Below are 19,143 nucleotides of genomic sequence, written 5' to 3'. Positions count from 1 at the left end.
ACGTGGCCGACGGACGATCGAGATCGTCAAGCGCAGCGATCGGGCTGAAGGCTTCATCATCATGCCGAAACGCTGGATCGTGGAGCGTCGCTTCGTATGGCTCGGACGCTGCCGCCGTTTCACGAAACATGTCGAGGCACCAATCTCGTTATCCTGTGCACAGTTGATGATTGTCCATATCTGCAGGGTGCTGAGACAAATCAATCAAACCGCTTTCTAATTCAGGCTCTAACAGAGCCTTAAATTCACATATGAAATTATCGCTTACTCTAAATATAGAAATGATAATCATTTTCATAATATAAATTCTCTTTTGTAGACCGGATGTTCAGGTTCACGTCAGGTTTCTCTGTTACCGTCAGAAAGTCATCGTCGTGATGGCAGGAACTTTATGTACGCCGGGGAACAGACGCTTATTATGCAAAGGATAGTGCGGGATAGTCTGTATGCAGCCTGTATTTTCTTCCTAGGGGTGTCGGCCGCTTGGGCGGATGATGGGACAGAGGGCATATGTATGACGGTCCGGCATGGTATACGTTTGCATGTAGATGGCATGTATGGGGGTTATCCCCATTCCGTACTGCGTGACGCCGTGCTGCAGGGCGTGGCGTGCCCCTCTGATGAAGCTGAACGGCATGTCTTCGGTCTCATTGCCGACCCGCCGCCACACCTGCGTATTTCCGTTACGAGGCCCATGGGGCAGGGGCAGCAGGGGGCGATTTCGGCCCGGCTGTTCTCGCAGGGGCATTTTGTCATCGGGGAACGCATGTCCCTTTCGCCCCTGGCGCGTTCGCAGTCCCCGTTTTCGGTCACGTCCGAGATCAATCTGCTGATGGCGCGACTGTGGAGCGATTTGGCCGAACGGATCAGCCATGGTGGTCGCGCCATTCCATGATAGCCTGAAGCATGAACCGCGCCATCCCCCCCATTGTGTCGATCGCCATGGCCTGTGCCCTGCCATGGATGGCCCTGGCCCAGGACGCCCGCCCTGGCCCATCCTTCCATGAAGCCGTCGGCATGGCCTGGGCGATCGATCCCGTCCGCACCGAACTTCAGGTCGGCCATCATTCCGCCCGCGCCCGCGCCAGCGCTGCCGGGTCATGGTTTGCCGGCGGCCCGACCCTGTCGGGTGAATACATGGATGACCACATGCTGGGCAGTAACGAAGGCTATACAACCTATCAGGGCGGCGTGTCGGTGCCGCTGTGGCTGCCGGGGCAGGGCAGCGCCACGAAACAGGTCGCCAGCGCGGAAGCCGCGTCGATTGATGAGCAGCTCAATGTCGAACACATGGCGCTGTCCATCCGGGTGCTGGACGCAGCTGCCGCCGCCCTGATTGCCCGTACCCGGATGGATGTGGCCCATGCCCTGTACGATGCGACAGCGCGCATGGCCGGCAATGCGACGCATGCGGTGCATGGTGGGGAACTGGCCTCGGTCGATGGGCAGATGGCGCAGGCGGCGATGGAGAACGCGCACAATGAACTAGCCCTGGCACAGGAGGAAGCGCAGAACGCGACTACGGCCCTGGAGGTGCTGCTGGGGCGTCCGGTTGTGCCCGACCTGAGCCGTTATGGCGGCGGCGACGTGACGCAGGCCCGTTTTGTCAGCCCGCGCGACATGGAAGACAACGATCCCCGCATAAAGGTCGCGCACCGCAATGTGGAAGCCGCCGAAGCGAACATGAAACTGGCGCGCCGTTCGTTCATGCCCAACCCGGAAATCGGCGTGGACGCCATTCATGAAAAGCAGTACGGCAGCCCGTGGGATGATCGTGTGGGCGTGAATTTCAGCATCCCCCTGCCCAGCGAGGTCCGTAACACGCCCATCATGTCCGAAGCCCGCAACCGCCTGGCCACGGCCACCAGTCAGGAAACGCAGGCGCGGCGCATGGTGCATCTGGAAATGATGCGCGTGCGTGAACGCCTGATCGCGGCCACCACGGCACGACAGGCTACCCGCAGTGCCGCAGAGAATATGGAAAAGCGGGCCCAGGCGCAGGAACGGGCCTGGCGGGTAGGCGAAGCCAGTGTGGATACGGCGCTTGCCGCCCGGCAGGCGGCCGCCAATACCCGACTGGCCAGTGCCCGGGCTGAGGTGGAGTGGCATGTCGCCAGCATCCGCATGCTGATTGCAACAGGTGTTGTGCCATGAAGCGGATTGCCTCCATCCTGTTTCTTCTCGGCCTGCCTGCCCTGCCTGCCCATGCCGGGGAGGGGGCGCTGCCCCCGATCGTGAAGCTGGACGGGGCGGCGGTTGCCAATGAAGGGGTAACCATCGTCACGGCCAGGCCGGGTCGCGTGGCACCCATGCTGCCGGTCATGAGCCGGGTCATGCCCGATACGACGCGGGTCGTGCATATCCATCCCGCCGGCAGTGGCAAGGTGCTGGCAGTACTGTTACAGCCCGGAGCATCCGTGCAGCGGGGGCAGGCGCTGGTGCGCTATCAGGATCATTCCCTGCATGTTGCGCGCCTGCAGGCGGTTCAGATGCGTGCAGCGCTTGCTGCCGCCATTGCGGCCCGGACCGATGCGGCAGGCGCGGTGCAGCGGGCTAGGGCACTGGCTGGCGAGAGCATATCATTGGCCGAACTGCGCCGCAGGCAGGACGTGCTGGCACAGGCGGATGCCACCATGCGTGCACGCCAGGCGGATGTGGACACGTTGGGCCACCGTTTTGCCGAGGAGTTCAATTCATCATCGGAGCAGGACAGTCAGGGCGCGGAAGACGAAACCTCGACCCTGATCTCCCCTGTCAACGGCATGGTGCAGGTGATCGGTACGTCAGTGGCGGGTGATGTGGACCCGAGCATGGATGTGGCTACCGTCGCGGATCTGTCCAGCATATGGCTTGTTTCTGACATCCCGCCAGACCAGGCAGCGCGGATCGCACCAGGCGGCCAGCAGGTAACGCAGACGGCAGACGGCCCGTTTACATCCCGTATCGATACGGTGGACGGCATGGCCAGCCCCCTGACCGGGCTGGTCCGGGTCATAAGCCGTGTGGCCAACCCCACTGGCGCGCTGGTGCCCGGTATGGTGCTGGATTCCGCACTGGCCCAGCGTGACAGCGTGGCGGGTCTTGTCGTGCCGTCCGAAGCCATCCAGCAGATTGACGGGCATAGCGTCGTGTTCGTGCGGGTGAACGCGACGGATTACCGGCCGGTCGTGGTCGATGTGGCACTGGATGACGGGCGGCAGGCAGTGCTGCGTTCCGGCCTGAAAGGGGGCGAGCTGGTGGTGGGTCATGGTAGTTTTGCCCTGCGTTCCGTCATTGGTCTGGCCGGAATGGATGCAGACTGATGACACATGCCTACCTTGCCACCCTGATCCGCGCGCGCATGCTGGTGCTGGGCGGTCTTGGCCTGCTGCTGGCCGCGGGCATCATGGCTGTCCTGGGCCTGCCGGTGGAAGCGGTGCCGGATATTTCGCCCCGGCAGGTTCTCGTCTCGGTCGTGGCGCCGGGCCTTGCGACGGAGGAAGTGGAAAAACTCATCACCTTTCCCGTCGAGACCAGCATGACCGGAATCCCCGGCATGACTGACCTGCGTTCCGTATCGCGCGGCGGCGTCTCGGTGGTGTATGTGCAGTTTGCCGATGATACCGACATCAACCTGGACCGCACCCGCGTGAACGAGCGCATACAGCAGGCGCGTTCAAACATATCCGTGCCCGGCATTACCGTCAGCATGGGGCCGCTGGCCACTGGCATGGGCGAAATCATGCAGTTCCAGATCCGTGGCGCGGGGCGTTCGCTCATGGAACTCAACCGCATCATGAACTGGACCGTGGTGCCGCAGATGCGCCTTGTCCCCGGTGTGGTGGATGTCAACGTCAATGGGGGCGCGGAGGAAACCTATGAGGTGACGCTGGACCCCGCGCGGTTGATCGGGGCCAACATGTCGGTAGGCGAGGTCTATCGTGCGGTGGATGCCGGCAACGCGGCATCCGGCGGCGGATGGATCACGCACCATGCCGAACAGCAGAGCGTGGTCGGACGCGGGCTGGTCGGCAGCCTGGCCGACTTTGGCAACATTGCCGTGCGCACCAACCCCGATGGGTCCGCCGTGCGGCTGCGCGACCTTGGACGTATCACCACGGGGGCACGCACCCGTCTGGGGGCGGTAACGCGTGACGGGCAGGGCGAGATTGTGATCGGCGTGGTGATGATGGAAAGCGGGGCGAGTTCCAACGCAACGCTTGCCGCGATCGACCGCGCCCTGCCGGGCATAAGGCAGGCGCTGCCCGCCGGGGTTACGATCGAACCCTATTACACCCGCGCCACCCTGACCGGGCAGACCATCGCCACCGTGCGTGACAACCTGGTCATGGGCGCCGTGCTGGTGGTGGGGGTGCTGGTGGTGGTGATCGGGAGCTGGCAGGCCGCCCTTGTCATTGCCTCGGTCATTCCGGTTGCCCTTGTCTGCGCGATGGCGGGCATGCGGCAGTTCGGTATCTCGGCCAACCTGCTCAGCCTTGGCGCAATCGATTTCGGCATGATTGTCGATGGTTCGCTGGTGGTGATCGAACATGTGCTGTCGCGGCGGGAGGAAGAACCGGAAGCGGAATTCATCCCGCTGGTCATCTCGTCCGTGCAGCAGGTCATGCGCCCGGTGGGGTTTGCCATACTGGTCATCATCATGGTCTATCTGCCGATCCTGACCCTGCAGGGGATCGAGGGGCACATGTTCCGCCCCATGGCGCAGACGGTCATCATGGCGCTGCTGGCGTCGCTGGCGTACTGCTTCATCTGCGTGCCCGTTCTGGCCGCCCTTGCGTTGGGGGGCGTGCGGCCTGCGGGTGATACGCGGCTGATTGCCTTCCTGCGCCGGCCCTATACCCATATGGTGACATGGGGGGAAACCCATCCACGCATCCTGTTTGGCGGTACGCTGGTGGTGCTGGCCCTTTCAGCGGGGCTTGCGATGCGGCTGGGCGGTGAGTTTATTCCCCAGCTTGATGAAGGGGCGCTGGCGGTCACCACCACGCGGTTGCCCTCGGCCTCGCTCGATACCGTGCTGGCTTCGGTCACGAAGCAGGAGCAGATCCTGCGCCACTTCCCTGAAGTGCGCGCGGTGGTCAGCAATACCGGCACGTCCGCCATTCCCACCGACCCGATGGGCGTGAACGAGACCGACAGCTTCATCTTCCTCAACCCGCCCTCCACATGGAAAACCGCCCGCACGCAGGCGGAGCTGGTCGCTGCGATGGATGATACCCTGCGGCGCGAACTGCCCGATGCGCTGTATTCATGGAGCCAGCCGGTGCAGATGCGCATGGATGACCTGCTCTCTGGCGTGCGCACGCAGATTGCCGTCTCGATCTTTGGCGATGACCTGGCCATGCTGGCCGAGTTGGGTGACCGGGTGGTGGCGGCCATGTCCGGCGTGAAGGGGGCAGCGGACGTGGCGGCTGCGGGGGACGGCACCGTGCCGCTGATCGTGGTCGACATTGACCGCACGCAGGCCGCCAGCCGCAATGTGGCGGTGCAGGACATTCTGGATACGGTGGAGGCGGTTGGCGGCCATATCGGTACAAGGCCGGTGATCGTGGATAACGCCATCATCAGCACGCAGGTGCGTCTTGACCCGAAGCGCGTGGCTTCGACCGCCGCAATCGGTGCGCTGCAGGTCCGGCGGGTGGACGGGCAGGGGAATGTGCTGCTGTCACAGGTGGCGCATGTGCATGAAGTCGATGGTCCGCCCCGTATAAGCCGCGATGGCGTGCGCCGGCGCATGGTGGTGCAGGCCAATGTGCGCGGGCGCGACCTGGCCGGTTACGTGGCCGAAGCCCAGGCCCGCGTGGCGCGGGATGTGAAGCTGCCCGCAGGCTATACCATGCAGTGGGACGGGCAGTTCCGTAACCTGCAATCGGCCATGCAGCGGCTGGAAATTGTGCTGCCCATCGCCCTTGGCCTGATCTTTGCCCTGCTGGTGGTGGCATTTGGCGCCGTCCGGCCCGCGCTGCTGGTGTTTGTCAACCTGCCGGTGGCGGCAACCGGCGGCATTGTGGCGCTGACGCTGCGCGGGCTGCCGTTCAGCATTTCGGCGGGGATCGGCTTCATCGCGCTGTTTGGCGTGGCGATCCTGAATGGCGTGGTGCTGGTCAGTGAGATCGCAGCCCTGCGGGCACGGGGAATGGCCGTGGCACAGGCGGCCTTTGCGGCCGCGGAATCCCGCTTCCGCCCGGTCATGGCCACGGCCCTTGTGGCCAGCCTTGGCTTTTTTCCCATGGCGTTTTCCGAAAGTGCGGGCGCGGAAGTCGAGCGCCCGCTGGCCAGCGTGGTGATCGGGGGACTGGTTTCGTCCACGCTCCTGACGTTGCTGGTATTGCCTTCATTATACGCCCGGGTCATGCGGGAAAAGGATCAGGACTGATGCGTATCCTTATTGTCGAGGATGAATACGATCTGGGTGTGGCGGTGCAGGAGCGCGTGGGTCTGGACGGGCATGCCGTGGACTGGTTCACGACGCTGGAGGACGCGCGCGCGGCCATGGCAACGGTGGATTATGATTTCATACTGCTCGACCTTGGCCTGCCCGATGGAAGCGGGCGCGACCTGCTGCGTGAGGTCCGCCGGACATCGTCTGACATCGCCATCCTCATCACCACGGCAGAAGACCAGATCAGTGACCGTATCGCGGGTCTGTCCGAAGGGGCGGATGATTATATCGTCAAGCCCTATGACCTGAATGAACTCGTGGCCCGCATTGCGGCGGTAGCCCGCCGGTATGCATCGCCGCGCAGGCAGGCGCACTGCCGCGTGGGAGAGATTACGATAGACCGGGAGAACCGGTCCGTATCGCGTGATGGCGAGCGGCTGGACCTGACCGCGCGCGAATGGAGCATCATGGAACTGCTCTCGCGCAGTCCGGGCCGGATCTATTCGCGCCAGCAGATCGACACGGTCCTTTATGCGCTGGATCGCGAAGTGGACAGCAATACTGTCGAGGTCTTCATCAGCCGCCTGCGGCGCAAGCTGGGCAATAACGTGATCCGGACCATACGCGGTCGTGGTTACTGCCTGGATGGAAAGAACGGCTCATGAAAAGCTGGAGCCTGTCCACCCGCATCATCAGCAGCGTACTTCTGGTCGTTATTCTGGGGCTGCTGATCCTCAGTATCGCCGTGGGCGGATTTACCCGCTACGAGGTGACGGAACGGCTGGATAACTCGCTGCAGGAAGTGGCCGAGCGGTTGCAGACGGCGGTGGCCACGCGACTGCACGAACCGGGTGCGGCGTCATCCATCGCCTGGCTGCCCGAGGCCGGACCGCGCACACTGGCCTATCAGGTCGTGGACGTGAGTGGACATGTCGTGCTGCGTTCCCAGAATGCCCCGCAAACCGCATTTGTCAGCAACTGGCGGACCGGGTTTGCCAACGTCCCGCATTTTCGCGTTTATGTCGCGTCACCCGTGGCGGAGAAATACCGTGTCTTTGTGGGGGAACCGACCTTCCACCGGCGCGAGGCCGTCCGGCGCGCGATGCTGATCTCTGTCGTGCCCATGCTGCTTTTCATGCCGGTGATCTGGTGGCTGGTGCGCCTGATCGTGCGGCGCGCCCTGCGCCCGCTGGACCTGCTGCATGACGAGATGCGCGCACGTGGCAGCGGCAACCTTCAGCCCATTCCCCCCCTTGATCTCCCTGACGAACTAGTCTCCATCCAGCGCTCGATCAATACGCTGTTGGCGCGGTTGGAGGCAGCGCTCTCTACCGAGCGCGCCTTTGCCGCAAGCGCTGCGCATGAACTGCGTAACCCGCTTGGAGCCCTTCTGGCGCAGGTACAGATGCTGGGCCGACTGATGCCGGCGGGTTCGGATACGGGCCGGCGGGTGGAGGTCATTGCCGACCGGACCCGCAGGCTGGGCCGCACGGTGGAAAAACTGCTGCAGTTTTCCCGCGCCTCGTCCGGCGTCGCTTTCCGGCGCGACCGTTTCGACCTGATGACCGTAGTGCGTGTCCTTGTCGATGATCTTGGGCATAATCCGTGTGACGGGCAGGGCATTGTCATCGCGCCAGACGGGATTCACCACATATTCGTACATGGTGACATGGATGCGACCGGCATCATGTTGCGCAACCTGCTTGAAAACGCCCTGCTGCATGGAGGGCACCATATGCCCGTGCGGGTGGCCGTGCTACCAGATGGTGGAATCGACATCACCAATGATTGCCCCGCGCTGCCACCCGGCATATTCCAGCGGCTGACTAGCCCATTCGTGCGCGGCGGGACCGGTAATCATGGCAGTGGCCTGGGTCTCGCCATTGCCAGTAATATCGCTACCCAAATGGACGTTACTCTGCGCTTACGTTCCCCACTTACAGGATCTGCCAGAGGATTTGGTGTGTGTGTCACCTTTCCAAACTCGAAGGTAACCTAATTCATGACTGTAGAGGAACAGACGCGCAGGCAACTCCATTTTGCGTACTCTACTCCCCTATGTCACGAATGCCCTGCGTCACGGTTGCCTGGTAGCAGCCCGTTGGCAATATTCTGAGAGGCTGCTTGGGAAAATCAGTCAACACGTGCCTATGGGTGGTGGGGTTGATGCGTCTTTCGCTGCGTACCGACTACGCTTTCCGTGTGTTGATCCACTTGGCGTGTAATCCTGATTCGCGTGTTACCGTCAGGAACATCACTGAGTTGCATGGCATTTCGCACAATCATCTTGTGAAAGTTGTACAACACCTGTGTCATGCCGGGATCGTACAAGGTACCCGGGGACGTACTGGTGGCATCCGTCTGGCTGTGTCTGCCAGAAACATCAACGTCGGTCATATTATGCGGCTCATGGAAACTGAAAAAGAATCCCCTGGTGCCTGTCACTCATCTGGCAATAACCAGTGTATACTGGGCAATGCTTGTCAGTTTCGCCATCTCATAGTACAGGCCGTTGATGCATTTATGGCATTTTCCGATGGGATGAGCTTACTGGATCTCACTAGTGGTTCAGGATAATGTGTTTGCTCACTTTTCCATCCTGGCATGATGCCTCCCTCAAACACTTGATAGAACATTTGAAGCCGTCGATGAAAAAAATATCACTGTAGTCATAGTGAATCTCGTGTGAAGTAAGATTCATATAATCTTCAGGTGAAAAGTTCACTTTGTTGCGGGTAATATAATGATAGCGGACGTTATTATTATTACGGTGTTGAAAGATTTTTACCAAAGTACGGACGGCTTCTAGGCTCGGGACACATAGCCAGAACATGACGGTTGCGGTGAGACAGATGGCTGAGAAGAAGACGGTCGGGCATCTGTTGTAGCGGGTTGCAACCCGCCGCCAGCCCTTGAGCCTTCCGAATATGATCTCGATGCGATTGCGGCGTTTATATTTTCTCTTGTCGTATCTGACCGGTTTTCCGCGAGATTTCTGTCCTGAAATGCAGGGCTTTTATACCTTTTGCTTCCAGGGCGTCCCTGAACCAGTCGGCGTCATCCCCGCGATCTCCCGGCATCCATTGTGCTTCAGGAAGACTATCCAGCAGGGCAGCGGCATCGGTATAATCGCTTATCTGTCCCGCAGTCATGAAAAAGCTCAGCGGTCGCCCACTCTGGTCGGTGATCGCATGCAGCTTCGTGTTTATGCCCCTCTGGTGCGGCCGATCAAGCGACCTGGATCCCCTTTTTTAGCCGCACGCTCGAAGCCGTGCGGTGTGCCTGGAGATACGTCGCATCAGTCATGATGGTCTGGGGCTCTGCCTTTCCGGCAGCCAGACCGTCCATCATCCGGGCGCAGATCCCCATGGCGCCCCAGCGCTTCCAACGGTTTTAGAGCGTCTTATGTGGACCGTATTCCCGGGGCGCATCGCGCCAGCGCAAGCCGTTCCGACTGACAAAAATGATGCCGCTCAGCATTCGGCGGTCATCAACGCAGGCTCTACCATGGCTCTTAAAGAAAAAGGGCCGCAGACGCTCCATTTGTTCGTCCGGCAGCCAAAACAGGTCGCTCATCTCCAGTCTCCTCACAGAGCCTGAATCAGATTCCCGCACTCAAATCAATGGGTTGTTATCATAGGGGATGAAGCCAGTCTGGAAAGCACTCGGGGGCTCAACTCGCGTTCATCACCATTTTCCCATTCGACCGCGAAAGTGTGTTGTCGCCATGACACGGACGCTGCGGCTTCATGGGCTACGTGGGCGAAATGCACCGTGACATTTGCCTGCCGCGCTAACTGACTACTGGCGGAGATCACCATCATGACACCCGCCACGACCATGGCGGCATGACCAATATGGTGAAACAAGCGATCATGCAGGTGCGGCAACAGGTACTTCATGATTATTGATGACAGAACCGCCGCCGCAGCAACAGCGATACCCGCAATGCTGGCCCGGGTATTCAACAGGCCGAACTCAGCGTAGAGAGCGATCTTGAGCACATGCAGCATGATTTCGTTGGCCGCGCGGGTTGCGACGATTTCTTCCTTCCGCAGACCAAGTCGATAATAAAACCCATTGAACACCAGGCCGACCGCTCCGGTAAAACCGGAAATGAAGCCGGCGGTAGCACCCAGTACGTGCAGTTCGATAGCGTGGGGCGTTTTCACAGTGACCTGGGGTGCAGGCTTGCGAAAGAGAAGGGGAAGATTCCCCATCAGGAATACGCCAAGAAGCAGCGACAGATAGGCTGGCTCCATACGGCTCAATGCCCATGCGCCCAGGGCGGCGAAGGGCAACGCGGTGGGCGCAAAATGCCGGACGATGTCCCACCGGATCGCCTGCCAGAACGAGATGATGCGCGTCGCCGAACTGGCAACTGTCCCGATCGACAGGGCGGCTGGCACCTGAGTGCCAGGCAGCACCAGCCCCAGCAGGGGCATTAGGAGCAGCCCGGCACCGCCTCCCGACACGGCGCTCAGGCCAAATGCCGCGGCTGATGCAACCAGAATCAGGGACCAGAGCAGCATGGTTTGTATGAATCCCGATTTGGATCCCTGCTCGCCGGGACCGTTGCAGGCGGCCACATCGCATGGGCGCGCGGCATCATTATTTCTGGCGAAAGCTCACGGGGATGTCAGCTTACAATGCCCCAATCTTCAGTCGTATTTGCACATCTCTAACCAGCCAGGAGGTCTGCTGTCTATGAGGCCGTGAAGGCTAGAGCTCTATGGGTAATTTAACGATACACCTTACGCCAGGGTTGTTGTGAGACAAGACGATCGTGCCCCGGTGCAGTTGTACTACGGCTTTCACCATGGTAAGCCCTAGCCCGTTACCGTCATGCGTACGGCTTGTATCAAGACGGACAAAGCGGTCGATTACCCGAAGCATGGCTTCGTCCGGAATGCCTGGACCATTATCGGCTATTTCTATCGTGATGGTCTTGTCCGAAAGCATTATGGTCGCTGTGATGGTGGTCTGGTCAGGCGTATGGCGTACGGCATTCTCGATCAGGTTGGAGAATGCCTGCCGTAAAAGGACTGGATGACCGATGACGGTAGGGCAGGCGGGAATGATTTCGGTTTCCAGGCGCTGTCCATTGTCTTCGATAACGGATCGATACGGTTCTAGAACTGATTCCAGAAGTCGTGCGGGATCGAGGGGTTCCATTTCGTTGTTCCATGCCCCGGACTCAAGTTGCGCCAGCTTGAGCAGCGAGGAAAATATTTCCAATGCGGCATCCAGATCCTCGATTGCACACTCGACCTGCTCATGCATGGTATCGGAAGGTCCATGTGCCCCAATGGCGCGCTCAAGATTCTGGCGCATACGCGCCAGCGGGCGGCGCATGTCGTGCGCGATGTCATTGGAGACCTGTTTCAGACTTGCAATCAGGTATTCATTCTGGTCGAGCATCGCATTGAGGCTCTCCGAGAGATGATCAAGCTCATCATCCGTGCCACGTAGCGGGATGCGGCGAGACATATCGCCCTGCATGATGCTCCGTGCCGTCCTGCTTATCGTCTCGATCCATTTCAGGATCAGGTTGCTCAGGAAAAGGCCGCCCGCTACCCCTATCAGACCAAATCCTGCAATGCCCCACAGGATCGTTGTCCATAATGCGCGTTGGAGATGCGTCAGGGGCGAGGCATCCATGCCCACGAAGTAATAGCCGCCGTCATCAAGGCGATAACCTATTCCATAAACGATATCCTGGTTGATTTCTTTCGGCAGGCGATGGGACCATGCCAGCCAGCGTTCGCCCGGCACTGGTCGCAGATGCAGCATGTTGCCTGCGACAATGACCTGTCCGGAGTCCTGAAGCAAATAATGGAAACCGGGTTCATGTTCGATCAGTCCTTGCACAACTGGCAGGAGATGACGGACATCCGCAACACCAGCATCTGCAAATGTCTCATGGCTCTCGTTCTCCACTTCCCGGCGGATCTGCTGGCGCATGGTTGACTGGCTGTAAAGGCCTGACGTTATAGTCATGACCATGCCGCCCAATATAAAAAGACCGGCGAACAACGTGACGATACGAAACGACGTCGTGGCGATGATACGTCGTGTCTCCACATTTCGGCGTCGGGATATCCTATTCCACGACATCATTGGACATATTTATCATGTAGCGACATCCTCTCAGGATATGGATGACCGGACAAGATCCACCCGTCCCCGATCATGACAGGTCCGGTTGGCATAGGCTCCAGCCCTGTGGCCTGACTTTACCCTCAATGGTCTTTCCGCGTTAACCCCTTTGCCTTGTCCTGTCCGGAGAGAACTTACCGTCTTTTATTTTTTATATGCCTGCGCGTACGTAGTATTTGTTTTAATACCGTATAAAATATAATACATATACATCCACATTTATGATATGTATCACATGAAATATTGATATTATTTATTCTGTATTCAATTTGGAGACATGGTCGATACATTAAAAAATGCCAATAATTGTCTATCCATCGTCATGGATGGTGTCATGTAACAATGATTCTGATAACCTGATCAAGAACTCAGTCTCGCTGGGCGGGACATTAAATTTGTTGATTGGCCTGCTTCATGACGCTGGTAACACGCCCCCGCCTGCTTTTGGTTGAAGATGACCACGCAACTACGGATTACGTGCGGCAGGGACTGGAGGAAAGCGGAATTGACGTGGTTTGTGTCGCTAACGGGACCGATGGATCGCAGCATGCCCTGTCGCAAACGTGGGATATCGTCATTCTGGATCGCATGCTGCCTGGTCTGGATGGACTGACAATTCTCATGCGCATGCGCTCTTATGCCATCATGACGCCAGTCCTGTTCCTGACGACGATGGATGGCGTACCAAGCCGTGTCGCCGGTCTGCGGCATGGTGCGGATGATTACATGATCAAGCCATTTGCATTACGCGAGTTGGTCGCGCGCGTGCAGGTACTGCTTCGTCGATCATCTTCCTTCCAGCATACAACAATAATGAATGTGGCTGACGTTGAACTCAATCTGCTGACGCTTGCAGTGACACGGAATGGCGAAAAGGTTCTTCTGCAGCCTCAGGAACTAAAACTTCTGGAATATTTCATGAGGAATGCAGGCACGGTGCTTTCCCGGCAAATGTTGCTGAAGGATGTCTGGCATATGGATTTCCCGGTTCGTACGAACATCGTCGAAACGCATATTTGTCGTCTGCGGGAAAAACTGGGGCAGGACGGCCAACCTCTGATCCACACCGTCAGGGGTAGCGGTTATGTCATGAGTGCGTGACTCCCTGGCGGTATAGGATGATCTTGCATGCATGCCCGGTTCGGCCATCCTGGATGAGATGGGTACGCAAGCAGGATGACCATGGCGTGTAGGCAAATGCCTTTCGGTCCGACATCGTAGTCGGCCATTAACGATCGCAGCGACAACGGAATAGAGATCACTGCGCATATAATTCGCGTCCCGCAGGAGAAGCGGGGTTCCCATAGCCGCCTTGGGAAAGTCTTCAAGGAAGTTGATGCCCACTATCTATTGCCGGGATAGCATTATCCCACAGACCCATTTCTATGTAATATTATATTGTTTTTGTCACGATATAAATGAAATACAAGTCGCATGCAGAGCACTGAAACGACAGCCTTTGATAGCACAATGACAAGAAGTACATTCACGATATCATTCCATTCGTTCAATATACAGAAATATTTAATACATTATGTCTGTACCCCGAATATCCGGCCGATGGCAGCCGTCACGGCCATCGCTACGATGCCCCAGAATATGACCCGCATTGCCGGACGCCATGGTGAGGCCCCACCTGCACGCGCACCCACGACTCCCAACACCGCCAGACCAATCAGGGATACAGCGGATACACTCCACGAGACCACGCTGGCTGGCGACAGCAGGGCTGCCAGCACGGGCAGTATGGCACCGGAAGAGAATGCGCTAGCCGATGCAAAGGCGGCCTGTACCGGGCGCGCCGCAGTCGCGTCCGAAATGCCGAGTTCATCGCGGGCGTGCGCCCCCAGTGCATCATGCTTCATGAGCTGAAGGGCAACCTTGCGTGACAGAATATCATCCAGGCCACGCTGACGGTATATCCCGGCCAGTTCGCTCACTTCAGCGTCCCAGCTACTGCCAAGCTCCTTTTTTTCGCGGGCGAGGTCAGCCTTCTCAGAATCCGCCTGCGAGCTAACGGACACATATTCCCCTGCGGCCATGGACATGGCCCCGGCAGCCAGACTGGAAATTCCAGCCAGCAGGATGCTCCCCTGTGTCGCATGGGCGCTGGCGACACCAATGATCAGGCTGGATGTTGACAGGATACCATCATTCGCCCCCAGAACAGCGGCCCGCAGCCAGCCCAGACGGGAGGTCGCGTGGATTTCTTTGGGGCGCAGCGGTATTTTACTTTCCATATTCATCGGATACATTCCCTGTCAGCAGCATTCTCTGAAAAACATTGTCCCGGAGAATGAAGTAATGAAAACACGCGGCCAGCGCATGACCCGTGGCAAGCACGATGATCAGCCAGCCATTCCACTGGTGCAGCCAGTGCAGAATGCCGACTGTCGATGTCGGAAACCTGCCAAAGGGCGGCATGATCTGAATGGACAGGAAACTCATGGCCTGCCCATTGCCCCATCGCCACAGATATCCCAGGAGGATTTCCAGCAGGACTAAACCATACAGGCTGTATTCCACGCAGCGCGCCAGCATGGCATCAAGCCAGCGATCGGCGGCGCGGATCTGCCGTCCCCAGCCTAGTCGCCATAGCAGGCGTGCGGGAAACAGAACGCTCAGTACCATGCCTGCCGTCAGGTGGGTCACCACCAGTTGATGGTGTAGCGGGTTCCGGAACAGGCCCCATAAATTCGCGGTTGCGAACTGCAGTATGATAATGGCCGTGCATCCCCAGTGGAAAATGATTGTTGGTGCGTCATAACGTGCTGGGGAAAGGCCAGATTTGTATTTCATCCGAACGATCATATCACTCAAACATGACGCGAACCTGAACGATTGGCCGCCTTGCCGATACCTGCGGTCCGTTGGTGTTCAGACTGTAAAAAACGAATGGAGATGGTAAACCCACGACGACACCGGCAGCGAGCAAGGAACCTGTATCCAGATAACTGTGTGGCGCCCGTGACCTAATGACATCGCAGAATATGTGCAAGCTACGGCCATTTTCGGTAAACCGGATCGCAAATGTGATGGACTGAGCTTGTTTCCCCGTTATGGAATGGCACGCTTCCCCTGTGCGATCCGGTTCGCCAGATCGCCCCATAGGCGTGCTGTTGCAAGGTTGATGTCTGCCTTTACCGAAAAAGGAGACTGGGTGCGTGAGAAAGGAGAGAGGGACATCCGTTCGCCGATAACGAAATGCCCTTGTGAAAACAGCATGATGGACAGCGATCCCTGCTGGCCCTGCCCGATGGGGCGCATGACGGCAATACGCATATGGGGCGGCGGTATCGCAATGGTATGGAAAGCGCGTAGTTCTGCATCCCCCGAAGGACAGGCTACGCTCTCCAGCACCGCATCACGCAGGACGGAATGGGGATATCCGCCATACGTGCCGTCGACATGCAGCCGGATACCCTGTTCCACTGTCTCGCAAATACCGTTTGTTTCTGTTTCTGTTTCGGCGCGCGCCACACAGCCGGATATGCTGACTATCATCAGGATTGCCAATCCGTAATGCACTATCGATCTCATAATATTTGTCCGGCCTCCTGGCACCTGACCCTGGCCATGCCATCATGCCGATGCTCGCTGTTCTTGTAACACGCAGACATGACGTGAACCTGAACACGGAAAATAAGGTCACGGGGGAGACGCTGCTAGCAAGAGATCAGCCGTTATGAGCAATGGTAGGGCGGCCAATCCTTGTAGCAGGCAGCATGGTACTCAGTATTACCATGCATGCCGGCGATCATTTTGTGCAGGCAGCCAAAGTGAAAAGTCTGAATTGTTTTCCATAGAAGCGGCAGCCGCGATAATTTATTTTCCGCTATGTGTTTTCGTCCATCGCCAAAGCAGAATAGACACCTTTTTATGACCTTCAGGCATATTTTTTAAAAATAATAAATTAAATTACGAGAACGATATAATATCACAATTCTCTTTTATTCACATTGTGTCTTTAACAAAAACATCATGTTGTGGAAAGAAGACCGGGTATATGATATCTGTCTGGATTACGACCTTTTTTACGATAATATGAGAAACATTTGCGACCGTGCGAACTGACATCACGCAGGATTCCGGCGGTTTGCGTTACCCGATTGTCCCGGCGTGTATGTGAGGGAATTTTCTTCTGGGGCATCGGCGGTTTCATCTCCGTTGCGGGGCAGGCCCAGACCGCCATTGCGGGTGGGCAGGCCCATCTGGGCGCCAGTACACCTTTCTTGGCCCAGATTGACCCGGCGACCGTGCGTGATTCCTGGCAAGCAGGCGCAATCACGACCAGCCACAGCCAAGATACGCCGTCTGCCGATGGGAGCCTGCTGGGGAATATGGGGGGACTGCGTCCATGGCTGGCCCGCTACGGCCTGACGCTGAGCATTCAGGACGTCAACGAGTTATGGGGTAACGCCACGGGCGGGATCGGCAGTACCAATGGCGATGGCAAGGGATCGGGCACGGGTCCTTCCTATATCGGCATTACCATGCCGACCCTGATGGCGGATCTGGAAAGGATGATCGGGCTTAAAGGCGCGACAATCAACATCAGTGCCCTGCAGATCCGGGGACGTGCCGTCACTCAGGACCATCTGGGCAATTTCAACCCCATCAGCGGATTTGAGGCGGATCGCTCCACCCGCCTGTTTGAACTTTGGTACCAGCAGTCCTTTCTCAGGGGCGCGCTGGACGTCAAGATCGGCCAGCAGGATCTCGATACGGAATTCCTGATCAGCGATTACGCGTCCCTGTACCTCAACGCCAATTTCGGATGGCCAATGGGTCCTTCGGTCAACCTTTATGCTGGCGGTCCTTCATGGCCGCTTGCAGCTCCCGCAATCCGGTTGCGCTACCGACCCGGTGAAAAATACACATTCATGTTCGCGGCGGCGGATGACAATCCGTCGGGTAATCAGGATAGCAGTGTCTTTGGCGTGACCGGAAACCCGGCGGACCCCACCAGCCAGACCATAAGGGATGGAAGTGGCACGCAGTTCAATATGGGAACCGGCGCGCTACTGATTACCGAAATTCAGTATGCCTTCAATCCTCAATCTGGCGACAGTGGACGCGCGGCCAGTCATCCGGGCCTGTCAGGCGTTTATAAACTTGGAGGCTATTATGATACGGCACGATTTCCGGATTATCGATATAACACACAGGGACTGTCTCTTGGCGCGGATGGTGGTACACCCCGCTGGGATCGGGGAAACTGGCTGATTTACGGGATAATCGACCAGTTGATCTGGCGTCCGTCGCCTGATGCATCACGCGCACTTGGCCTGTTTGTCCGGGCGACGGGTAATAGTGGTGATCGCAATATCATAAGCTTCGCCATTGATGCCGGCCTTAACCTGAAGGCGCCCTTTTCAGGCAGGACGAATGATACACTTGGTCTGGGCTGGGGTATCGGTCGCGTCACATCAGGCGTGCGTGCCTATGATCGCGCGCGCGGTGCCCTGGTGCAGGGAAACGAAAATCATTTTGAACTGACCTATCAGGCCCAGATCACACCATGGATGGTCGTGCAGCCCGATTTCCAATATGTCCTGAACCCCTCGGGCGGCACGGGAGATCCATCCTGTCCGACGCACCGGATTGGTAATGAAGCCGTATTCGGGTTGCATACCAATGTGAATTTCTAGGGCGTGTCGTCAGTTAGCATCTGACGGCATGAGGCTTGTACTCCCGTTTGATCTGTGATGTTTTCTCCCTGTTTTCAGGGAGAGAATGAATGCGACGATATGGCCTGAGTGACAGCCAGTGGGAACGGATAAAAGATCTTCTCCCGGGTCGTGAAGGCCATGTCGGCGGAACGGCTGCCGATAACCGTCTGTTTGTGGAAGCGGTTCTATATCGTTACCGTGCCGGCATTCCTTGGCGTGACCTGCCTGTCCGTTTTGGTGACTGGAAAAACGTCCACCGGCGACTGCGTCGCTGGTGCGAAGGCGGCGTGATCGAACGGATTTTCCGGCATCTGGCCGCCGATCGTGACAACGAATATATGATGATCGACAGCACGATTGTCCGGGCGCACCAGCACAGTGCGGGTGCCCGTAAAAAAGGGGCGCGGATCAGGCTATCGGGCGGTCCCGTGGCGGACTGACTTCGAAAATCCACGCTATTGTCGATGCTGCAGGAAAGGCGGTTGTCCTGTCCCTGACGCCCGGTCAAAGAGCGGACATCACGGAAGCAGGTCCCCTGCTGGATGAAGTCGACCCTGCAGCTTTTATCGCCGACAGGGCTTATGACGCCGATCCGCTTATCGAAAAGATCGAAGAACGGCAGATCACACCGGTTATCCCTTCAAGGAAAAACCGACGTAATCCACGAAAAATCAGCTTCCTGCTTTACAAAAACAGAAACATCATTGAACGCTTCTTCGCCAGGCTGAAGCAGTTCAGGGGCGTTGCAACACGCTACGACAAGCTGAAGTCAACATTCCTCGCAGCAGTGCAACTCGTTTCCGCCATCATCGGAATTAACTGACGACACGCCCTAGCAGCCTGTCGGGTTGGGGTACCCTGTGAAGGGGTAAGGCTGTAGAGTGTCGCGATGAGCCGCTTCATCCCGTTTGACCGATCCCAGCCGTATCT

Annotated in this window: 16 protein-coding genes and 1 pseudogene; 11 read left to right on the top strand and 6 right to left on the bottom strand. The window is 58.0% G+C overall.

Annotated elements, in window-relative coordinates; all coding sequences use genetic code 11:
• The 8 genes from CFR71_RS13620 to CFR71_RS13585 all read left to right on the top strand — a co-directional run.
• On the top strand, positions 1 to 220 hold a 220-nt coding region (locus tag CFR71_RS13620; RefSeq protein ID WP_338065944.1), incomplete at its 5' end, for a transposase.
• Between the two features lie 198 nt (positions 221 to 418).
• Positions 419 to 895, top strand: a complete 477-nt coding sequence (locus tag CFR71_RS13615) for a hypothetical protein (protein ID WP_370664434.1) — start codon at positions 419 to 421, stop codon at positions 893 to 895.
• A gap of 11 nt (positions 896 to 906) precedes the next feature.
• Complete coding sequence (locus tag CFR71_RS13610) at positions 907 to 2,154, top strand: TolC family protein (RefSeq protein ID WP_010511649.1); 1,248 nt, start codon at positions 907 to 909, stop codon at positions 2,152 to 2,154.
• On the top strand, positions 2,151 to 3,302 hold the full coding sequence (locus CFR71_RS13605) for an efflux RND transporter periplasmic adaptor subunit (protein ID WP_010511650.1): 1,152 nt from the start codon (positions 2,151 to 2,153) through the stop codon (positions 3,300 to 3,302). The genes CFR71_RS13610 and CFR71_RS13605 overlap by 4 nt, the downstream gene beginning before the upstream one ends.
• Positions 3,302 to 6,376 (top strand): efflux RND transporter permease subunit, encoded by a 3,075-nt coding sequence (locus CFR71_RS13600; RefSeq protein WP_110531877.1) that lies wholly within the window; start codon positions 3,302 to 3,304, stop codon positions 6,374 to 6,376. Before CFR71_RS13605 ends, CFR71_RS13600 begins: the two co-directional genes overlap by 1 nt.
• Complete coding sequence (locus CFR71_RS13595) at positions 6,376 to 7,047, top strand: response regulator transcription factor (RefSeq protein WP_014106853.1); 672 nt, start codon at positions 6,376 to 6,378, stop codon at positions 7,045 to 7,047. The genes CFR71_RS13600 and CFR71_RS13595 overlap by 1 nt, the downstream gene beginning before the upstream one ends.
• Complete coding sequence (locus tag CFR71_RS13590) at positions 7,044 to 8,381, top strand: sensor histidine kinase (RefSeq protein WP_110531875.1); 1,338 nt, start codon at positions 7,044 to 7,046, stop codon at positions 8,379 to 8,381. The genes CFR71_RS13595 and CFR71_RS13590 overlap by 4 nt, the downstream gene beginning before the upstream one ends.
• Positions 8,382 to 8,548: 167 nt before the next feature.
• The gene (locus tag CFR71_RS13585; protein ID WP_082267083.1) at positions 8,549 to 8,959 is read left to right on the top strand and encodes an RrF2 family transcriptional regulator; all 411 of its coding nucleotides are present in this window, start codon (positions 8,549 to 8,551) and stop codon (positions 8,957 to 8,959) included.
• A gap of 244 nt (positions 8,960 to 9,203) precedes the next feature.
• Here CFR71_RS13585 and CFR71_RS13580 read toward each other — a convergent pair.
• The 3 genes and pseudogenes from CFR71_RS13580 to CFR71_RS13570 all read right to left on the bottom strand — a co-directional run.
• Positions 9,204 to 9,958, bottom strand: a pseudogene (locus tag CFR71_RS13580) (IS5 family transposase); the annotation flags it as partial.
• Between the two features lie 44 nt (positions 9,959 to 10,002).
• Positions 10,003 to 10,914, bottom strand: a complete 912-nt coding sequence (locus CFR71_RS13575; RefSeq protein WP_014106856.1) for a sulfite exporter TauE/SafE family protein — start codon at positions 10,912 to 10,914, stop codon at positions 10,003 to 10,005.
• A 190-nt stretch (positions 10,915 to 11,104) separates the two neighbouring features.
• Positions 11,105 to 12,502: a sensor histidine kinase gene (locus tag CFR71_RS13570; protein ID WP_110531873.1), complete on the bottom strand. Its 1,398-nt coding sequence runs from the start codon at positions 12,500 to 12,502 to the stop codon at positions 11,105 to 11,107.
• A gap of 453 nt (positions 12,503 to 12,955) precedes the next feature.
• Here CFR71_RS13570 and CFR71_RS13565 point away from each other — a divergent pair, with 453 nt between their 5' ends.
• A complete protein-coding gene (locus CFR71_RS13565) occupies positions 12,956 to 13,642 on the top strand; it encodes a response regulator transcription factor (protein ID WP_007396728.1) in 687 nt (228 codons plus the stop codon).
• Positions 13,643 to 14,073: 431 nt separating this feature from the next.
• Here CFR71_RS13565 and CFR71_RS13560 read toward each other — a convergent pair whose 3' ends face one another.
• From CFR71_RS13560 to CFR71_RS13550, 3 genes are all read right to left on the bottom strand, one after another.
• Complete coding sequence (locus tag CFR71_RS13560) at positions 14,074 to 14,781, bottom strand: VIT1/CCC1 transporter family protein (RefSeq protein ID WP_007396730.1); 708 nt, start codon at positions 14,779 to 14,781, stop codon at positions 14,074 to 14,076.
• Positions 14,771 to 15,352, bottom strand: coding sequence for a cytochrome b (locus CFR71_RS13555; RefSeq protein ID WP_007396731.1), 582 nt, complete (start codon positions 15,350 to 15,352; stop codon positions 14,771 to 14,773). Before CFR71_RS13555 ends, CFR71_RS13560 begins: the two co-directional genes overlap by 11 nt.
• Positions 15,353 to 15,598: 246 nt before the next feature.
• Entirely contained in the window at positions 15,599 to 16,081 is a 483-nt protein-coding gene (locus CFR71_RS13550; protein WP_029335552.1) for a hypothetical protein, read from the bottom strand.
• A 569-nt stretch (positions 16,082 to 16,650) separates the two neighbouring features.
• Here CFR71_RS13550 and CFR71_RS13545 point away from each other — a divergent pair.
• Complete coding sequence (locus CFR71_RS13545) at positions 16,651 to 18,192, top strand: carbohydrate porin (RefSeq protein WP_110531871.1); 1,542 nt, start codon at positions 16,651 to 16,653, stop codon at positions 18,190 to 18,192.
• Positions 18,193 to 18,281: 89 nt separating this feature from the next.
• A protein-coding gene (locus CFR71_RS13540; RefSeq protein ID WP_095666530.1) for an IS5 family transposase occupies positions 18,282 to 19,036 on the top strand; the annotation gives its coding sequence in 2 pieces (ribosomal slippage) (positions 18,282 to 18,612 and positions 18,612 to 19,036; 756 coding nt in all).
• The last annotated feature ends 107 nt before the right edge of the window (positions 19,037 to 19,143 follow it).

Origin of the sequence: Novacetimonas pomaceti, from assembly GCF_003207955.1 — a bacterium.
Classification (GTDB): domain Bacteria; phylum Pseudomonadota; class Alphaproteobacteria; order Acetobacterales; family Acetobacteraceae; genus Novacetimonas; species Novacetimonas pomaceti.
This window is presented reverse-complemented; position numbering and strand designations above follow the sequence as displayed.